The 7,209-nt window shown below is 33.0% G+C and carries 3 protein-coding genes and 2 pseudogenes; 3 read left to right on the plus strand and 2 right to left on the minus strand.

Annotated elements, in window-relative coordinates; translation table 11 throughout:
• Nucleotides 1–33: 33 nt before the first annotated feature.
• On the minus strand, nt 34–1,980 hold the full coding sequence (locus ESP02_RS12485; protein WP_002293868.1) for a sucrose-specific PTS transporter subunit IIBC: 1,947 nt from the start codon (nt 1,978–1,980) through the stop codon (nt 34–36).
• 184 nt (nt 1,981–2,164) lie between these two features.
• Between ESP02_RS12485 and ESP02_RS12490 the strand changes: the two genes are divergently transcribed.
• The gene (locus tag ESP02_RS12490) at nt 2,165–3,604 is read left to right on the plus strand and encodes a sucrose-6-phosphate hydrolase (protein WP_002292413.1); all 1,440 of its coding nucleotides are present in this window, start codon (nt 2,165–2,167) and stop codon (nt 3,602–3,604) included.
• Between the two features lies 1 nt (nt 3,605).
• Entirely contained in the window at nt 3,606–4,568 is a 963-nt protein-coding gene (locus tag ESP02_RS12495) for a LacI family DNA-binding transcriptional regulator (RefSeq protein WP_038398631.1), read from the plus strand.
• A gap of 304 nt (nt 4,569–4,872) precedes the next feature.
• Here the strand turns inward: ESP02_RS12495 and ESP02_RS12500 are convergent.
• Nucleotides 4,873–5,049: pseudogene (locus ESP02_RS12500) on the minus strand (IS3 family transposase); the annotation flags it as partial.
• Nucleotides 5,050–5,625: 576 nt separating this feature from the next.
• Between ESP02_RS12500 and ESP02_RS12515 the strand changes: the two are divergent.
• Nucleotides 5,626–6,752, plus strand: a pseudogene (locus tag ESP02_RS12515) (IS3 family transposase).
• The last annotated feature ends 457 nt before the right edge of the window (nt 6,753–7,209 follow it).

Below are 7,209 nucleotides of genomic sequence, written 5' to 3' on the forward strand. Positions count from 1 at the left end.
TCGAAAATTCCATCTTTACTCAGGGAAATATATTTATTTGATTTCAAGTAAATCAGTACCCTCAGTGACTGTATTTTCAGCTACTATATTTACTTCTGAATAATCCGAAGTATTGGTTACAATAATCATTGTTGTATCATCAAGACCTTCTTTCTCAATCATTGAACGGTCAAATGCTCCAAGAATATCGCCTTTTCTAACTTTTTGATTAGTAGTAACTTTTTGTGTAAATCCTTTTCCTCCCATTGATACAGTATCAATACCAATATGAATTAGAACTTCAGCACCATTATTTGATTTAATACCATAAGCATGTCCAGTTTCAAACGTGAGTTGAATAGTACCATCTACTGGAGAATGGACCGTGTTTCCATTTGGTTTAATGGCAATCCCTTTTCCCATAGCTTCTGATGAAAAGACTGGATCATTTACTGAAGAAAGACTAATCACTTTACCAGAAATGGGACTAACAATTGTTTCTGATGAAACTTTTGTTTGTGTTGATTCAACATCAGTAGATATTGGATCTGTTGTTGCTACTTTTGAAGAATTAACTGGTGTTTGTTCAGCAATTTCTTCTGCTTTAAAGATACCAGCAGCTTTTGTTTTACCGTAGAAGTAAGTAATTGCAAAAGCAACTACAAAGCTAATCAATTCACACAATACGTAAAATGGAATAGATGTTGCATTAATTGAAAGAAATCCCAAGAAACCTGCTGAACCAAGTGAAACAGCAACTACTTTAAGTAATCCTGCTACTGCTGTAGCAATTCCTGAACCAATTAAAGCACAAAAGAATGGAAAGCGGTATTTTAAGTTAACTCCGAACAAGGCAGGCTCTGTAATTCCAAGAAGTGCTGAGACACCCGCAGAGGAAGCAAGACTTTTTGTCTTAGAATTTTTAGTTAAGAACCAAATGGCAAATGTTGCAGCACCTTGAGCAACGTTTGCCATAGATGCAACTACAAAGATAAAGTCTCCATGTCCGATACCATTTGTCCACGCTGAAAGTAATTGAGTTTCAATAGCTGGAAATGATTGATGTAAACCAGTCATGACTATAAGTGAATATGTTCCTCCAAAAATACCCATTCCAATAAATCCAGTAGTGTTATATAGCCAAACAATAATGTCTGTAATTCCATTAGACAACAATAACATTACAGGGCCAATAACTGTGAAAGTCAAAAATCCAGTAATCATTACTGATAATAATGGCGTGAATGTAAAGTCAATAGATGATGGCAATTTTTTATGAAAGAATTTTTCTAATATAGATAATATCCAAACAGCTGCTAAAACTGGAATAACTTGATAAGCATAGTTTGTTTGTGAAACATGATAACCAAAAATATTCCAATATTCAGTTGAGCCACCAAGATCTGGTGTTGTCATGATCATACCAATTGCAGCACCAAGAAATTGGTTTGCTCCAAAACGTTTAGCAGCTGAAATACCTACTAAAATTGGTAAGAACATGAATGGTGCAGCGGACATCAGTTGGATCATTGAGGAAATACCTTCAATCGCAGGATACATTTCTTCAATTGATTTTGGTCCAAAAAGTCCAGCAGCTGTTAAAAAGTTTTGTAATGCCATTAATAAACCACCTGCAACAAGGGCAGGTATAATTGGAACAAAAATATCTGATAATAATTTAATTAATGCCATAATGGGGTTGAATTTTTTATCTTTACTAGCAATTTGTTTTAAATCATCTGTTGAAATTTCCGAAAGTCCAGTTTTTTTGATAAGTTCGTCATAAACGAAATTAACATCACCTGCACCGATAATCACTTGATATTGTCCATCAATTTTAAATGTGCCTTTCACATCTGGATTTTCGTCTAAAGCTTTTTGATTCACTTTCGTGTCATCTTTTAGTACGAGACGAAGACGTGTAGCGCAGTGTGCAGCTGCAATAAGGTTATCTTTTCCGACCGCTTGTATTACGTCGGAAGCTACTTTACTGTAATTCATTCGAATCACTCCTTTTTTATTTTTACGTGAAAACGGTTCACTGAAATGCAAATTTATTTTAGCATATCTTAAAAATATGTCAAACGTTTGTCATATATTTTATTTTTTTAAATGAAATGATTGATTTTTCAACGGAAAACGTTTACCATACTAGTTGTAAAAAGATAAATTGAAGGAGTAAAATATGAACTTACCTCGAGAAATACGATATCGTGCTTATTCTGATTGGACTAAAGATGAGATGGATAAAATTAAGGATAATGTAAAACGATCACCTTGGCGTGCTAGCTATCATATCGAACCTAAAACAGGATTGTTAAACGATCCTAATGGTTTTTCTTTTTTTAACGGAAAATATACGCTTTTTTATCAAAATTGGCCATTTGGAGCTGCTCATGGGTTGAAAGAATGGGTACACAATGAATCAGATGATTTAGTTCATTTTCATGTAACAGGAGCAGAACTTCTTCCAGACACAAAACGAGATAGCCACGGCGCTTATTCCGGTTCTGCATATGAAATAGAGGGGAATCTATTCTTACTCTATACAGGAAACCTTCGAAATGAAAATTGGGAACGTGATACACTTCAAATCGGAGCATGGATGGATAAAGACTACAACATTACGAAAGGTGAGAATGTTCTTATTCATAAACCTGCTGATGTAACTGATCATTTTCGTGATCCACAAATGTTTAATTATGAAGGACAATTATATGCGATTGTTGGAGCACAAAATTTAGAAAAATCAGGCTTTATCAAACTTTACAAAGCGGATGACAATAACGTGGAAACATGGGAGGAAGTTGGCAACCTTGATTTTGGCGGCACTGGTTCAGAATACATGATTGAGTGTCCAAATCTAGTATTTGTAGACAAAAAACCTGTTCTCATTTATTGTCCTCAAGGGTTGGATAAATCTGAGCTAAATTATGGGAATATCTATCCGAATACTTTTAAGATCTGTCAATCGCTTGACATAGAAAAAGTAAAACTTGTGGGCGCTTCAGAAATTCAAAATCTTGATTATGGATTTGAAGCGTATGCGACTCAAGGATTCAATACTCCTGATGGTCGTGCTCTGATTGTCAGTTGGATTGGACTACCTGATATCGATTATCCAACTGATAAGTATGATTATCAGGGAGCAATGAGTCTTGTAAAAGAACTTTCAATAAAAGATGGTAAACTTTACCAATATCCAGTAGAAGCTATTACATCATTACGTGCTAGTTCTGAACAATTTACAGCAAAAGCAGAAACAAATAATACTTATGAGCTTGAACTAACTTTTCCTCCAAATCAGAAATCGGAGTTACTTCTTTTCTCTGATAGTAAAGGAAATGGACTTAGCTTGATTGTAGATACCAAAGAAGGAAAAATTATTTTAGATCGCAGCAAAGCAGGCATTCAATATGCCACTGACTTTGGTACGATTCGTGAATGCTCAATTGATACTAAAGAAACAACTGCTAACATTTTTGTAGATAACTCAATCATTGAGATTTTTATTAATAAAGGAGAAAAAGTGTTTACTAGTCGTGTATTCCCTGAAAATCACCAAAATGGTATTCAAATCAAATCAGGCGAACCGACTGGAAAATACTTTGAATTAAAATATTAAAATGGTAGCAAAATTAACTGATGTCGCTGAATTAGCTGGAGTTAGCCCAACAACCGTTTCACGCGTCATTAATAATAAGGGATATTTATCAGAAAAAACAAAACAAAAAGTTCATGAAGCTATGAAAACTCTTGGTTATAAACCAAATAATTTAGCACGTGGACTTCAAGGAAAGTCACCTCAGCTTATTGGTCTTATTTTTCCTAATATTAGTAATATCTTTTACTCTGAACTCATTGAGTATCTCGAAATCGAGTTATTTAAACATGGATATAAAACGATTATTTGCAATAGTCAAAATGATCCTGCTAAAGAGAGAGAATACATTGAAATGCTTGAAGCCAACCAAGTTGATGGCATAATCTCATCAAGCCATAATCTTGGAATTGCTGATTATGAGCGTGTGAGAGCACCTATTGTTGCTTTTGATAGAAATTTAGCTCCTAATGTTTCCATTGTTTCTTCAGATAACTTTGAAGGGGGAAAACTTGCAGCTAAGACTTTACAAAAAAATGGTTGTCAAAATACCATTATGATTACAGGAAATGATAACACGGATTCTCCCACAGAATTACGTGCACTAGGTTTTTCTTTTCAAAATCCAAATGGAAAAATTTTCAAAATTCCTAATAATCTGTCTACTATCCGTCGTGAAATGGAAATAAAGTCAACTATTATAAATCACAAACCAGATGGTATTTTTGTTTCTGATGATTTAACAGCCATTCTCACTATGAAAATTGCTCATCAACTTAAACTTAATATCCCAAAAGATTTAAAAATTATTGGATACGATGGTACCTCTTTCATTGAGAAATTTTTCCCACAATTGACAACAATAAGACAACCAATTGATGAAATTGCAAGTCTTATTGTTGATATTCTTCTGAAAAAAATTAAAGGCGAAAAGACAAATAAGGATTATATTTTACCAATCTCAATACTTTCTGGAGAAAGTATTTAACGTCAAATTAATTTTTTAATGTCTATAAAATCCGTTAGAAAATACAATTTGTAGATATCCAATTGATTTGTAAACAAAAAGGAGTTGTCAACTAAGCCACTCCTTTTTGTTGTAATTTTTCCCAATAAGAAAGTCTACTACTTTAGGAAGATAATAGTAAGATAGAAATGTTGCCCCCAAAATTATTATCCAGCTGGATATAATTAATCAAATAAAAAGGATCAAAAATGTAGTGACCCCCAAAAGTTAGACTTTTTTGGAGTGGAGAAATCCACTCCTTTTTTCATGCTCTAAAATGATATTTTTACACAACCGTAACGGTTGTTTTACGAAATTGGACGGGACTTTGCCAGTTTAATTTCTGTTTTATCCGTTCATTATTGTAGTAATAGATATAGCTATCGATGGCTGATTTTAATTCCTCGAAATAGTTATAAACTTTCCCGTGAAAAATCTCTTGTTTTAATAAGCCAAAAAAACTGGTAGCGTCAAGAATCTTGTGTAAATGAAATGCCTCCGTACATATAATATGATGCTATTTTTGTATTTACTTTTACTGTTTTTCTTAGGATTAGGGGGAGTAGGTACTGCTATTTTGGATGACTATAAGTGGTCGTTGTTTAGTGGAATTTGTAGGAGAATGAAAAAAAGTGCAACTGTTGAGTCTTATGAATGCTGGAAGAAGGAAATGAATGTGTAGAGGTATACAAAAGAGCCTAGCAATAGATACTAGGCTTTTTCCTATGGCTTTAAAATGTATACAGGTGGAATATGAATGTTGTTTGGACGATCACCGTTTCTGTCAGATAAACGTTGGAAAGCGCCGTGTAGACCTTCTACCAAATGACTGGATAGCAATAAATTGTGCCAATTTGTTACGATTTGATTTAATTTATTTAATCGATTCTGTTTTTCATTAAGTTGATCATCCATGTAAATATTTAGTACGTTTGTTAGGTATTGTGCCCACATTTTTAATGGTGTTAGTATCAAATCTTAGACAGCTTTTCGTAGAGACAAGAATAAATTAAACTTATCTACGAGAGGATGAATTTTTATGACCCGATATGAAGAAAATTTTAAACAAATGATTATTGAACTGAATCAAACTGGACGTTCTGTTCGAGGGTTAGCGAAAGAATATGGCTTATCTGAAGCAACGATTCACAAATGGAAGAATTTATATTTACCTGATCAGTCCACAGGACTGACTGGAAAAGAAGTAGCTGAACTGAGAAAAGAAAATGCTCGTTTAAATGAGGAACTTGAAATCTTAAAAAAAGCCGCAGCCATATTTTCTCGGAAAACCTAAATTCGCTTGTTCAATTTATTGAAAAATGGTGTAAGGATTACACTGTTTCTTTGTTGTGTCGGTTATTAGAAATCCCTAGAAGTGTCTATTATTTTTATAAGAATAAACCGTTGACAGCTACAGAAATCAGAAATAATAAGTTGAAAAAGAAGATTTCAACAATTTTTTTTACGAATAAACAACGCTATGGTGCCACAAAGATCCATCAAGTTTTATTAAAAGAAGGGATTTCAGTATCTCTTAAACATGTCCAAAAGCTAATGAAACAATTAAATTTAAGGTCAATTGTAGTTAAAAAATATAGACCTCAAAGGTCTAATAAACCGATCATTTTAAAAGAGAATCTCTTAAATCAGGACTTTTCTACTGAAACGATCTGTGAGAAATGGGCAGCTGACATTACGTACATTCCTACTAAGAAAAATGGTTGGTGTTACTTATCTTCAATCATGGATTTACACACGAAAAAAATTATTAGTTATACATTTTCAAAACGAATGACTGTGGATTGTGTCATTCAAACATTGAATAAAGCAAAAATACATTATCACATTCCAGAAGGAATGATTCTAGACACTGACTTGGGCAGCCAATACACAGCAAGAGAAGTGGAACAATGGCTTAAAACCAACAAAATAAGGCATTCTTATAGTAGAAAAGGAACACCTTATGATAATGCTGGAATCTAATCTTTCCATGCCTCATTGAAAAAAGAAGAAGTCTACACGACTAGCTACTCAGATTTTGAAGAAGCAAATCGAGCGCTATTTAGCTACATTGAAGGATTTTATAACCGAAATCGAATCCATAGCTCGATTCACTATCTAACCCCACAGGAATTTGAAGAATTAGCAAAAGAAAAAATGGCTTAACCGTCTCTACTAAAATGTGTCCAAGATATTGACTCAAATCCACTTTCGTACTTAATTTTGCGTATTTGAAAATTCTTCTTTTAGAGTACTTTTATTACGATACTAGTATGATATATATCTATAGCAAACAGTTAAAATCTTCCTAAAATAAGCGAATAGCATTCCTAAAACCTATAAAATTTTTAGATGAAGCGACAAGTGGACAATTAATAAACTACTTGAACATGAAATTATGGATCACCTTTCAAATTTAGAAAATGGAATTCTTATACTTATTGCGCAACATTTATTGATTGCAAAATTATGTGACAAAAAGAACTAGTAGAAGAAGGAATAATGGCTTGATAATAAAGTACTACCTATTAAAGGTAGTACTTTATTTAATTTAGTATAAATTAACATACTACTATATTTTAGGTTTCATATTATATAAATTAATAATATACTACCATTTGTT

This window comes from Enterococcus sp. NBRC 3427, from assembly GCF_007996925.1.
Lineage (GTDB): Bacteria > Bacillota > Bacilli > Lactobacillales > Enterococcaceae > Enterococcus_B > Enterococcus_B lactis.

What these genes read in the sequence shown, in the direction of transcription:
- ESP02_RS12495 (WP_038398631.1), top strand. Translation starts at nt 3,606, where the DNA reads ATGGTAGCAAAATTAACTGATGTCGCTGAATTAGCTGGAGTTAGCCCA.
- ESP02_RS12490 (WP_002292413.1), top strand. Translation starts at nt 2,165, where the DNA reads ATGAACTTACCTCGAGAAATACGATATCGTGCTTATTCTGATTGGACT.
- ESP02_RS12485 (WP_002293868.1), bottom strand. Translation starts at nt 1,980, where the DNA reads ATGAATTACAGTAAAGTAGCTTCCGACGTAATACAAGCGGTCGGAAAA.